A 524-nucleotide genomic window follows, 5' to 3' on the forward strand; every position below is an offset into this window, starting at 1 on the left:
TCGCCGGCCGGGCCGTGCACGCGCTCGGAGATCCTGATGTCGGTCGTGCGGTCCAGCAGCCGCTCGATGGCGACCCGGGCCTCGGCGCGGGCCAGGGGCGCGCCGGGGCAGGTGTGGATGCCCCGCCCGAACGCCATGTGGTGGCGGGCGTTCTTGCGGCCGACGTCGAAGGTCTGCGCGTCGTCGAAGTGGCGCGGGTCGCGGTTGGCGGCGCCGTTGAGCACCATCAGCGTGGTGCCCGCGGGGATGTCCACCCCCCCGACCGTGGTCGGCACGCGGGAGAGCCGGAAGTCGCCCTTGATCGGACTGTCGAACCGGAGCGTCTCCTCGATGAAGTTGGGGACGCGGTCGCGCTCCTCGCGCAGCAGCCGCTGCAGGTCGGGGTTCTCGGCGAGGATCCTGAGCGCCGAGCCCAGCAGCCGCACGGTGGTCTCCTGGCCCGCCGCGAACAGGTTGGCCGCCACCCGCACCGCGTCGCCGACGTCGGGGGTCGAGCCGTCCGGGAAGGTCGCGGTGGCCAGCCC

1 protein-coding gene is annotated in these 524 nt (G+C 74.2%); it reads right to left on the reverse strand.

The features are described 5' to 3' along the window. On the reverse strand, nucleotides 1–524 hold a 524-nt coding region (locus ACFPZN_RS56670; protein WP_378293796.1), incomplete at both ends, for a cytochrome P450.

The sequence above is a fragment of the Actinomadura rugatobispora genome (assembly GCF_042656285.1).
GTDB classification, from domain to species: Bacteria; Actinomycetota; Actinomycetes; order Streptosporangiales; family Streptosporangiaceae; genus Spirillospora; species Spirillospora rugatobispora.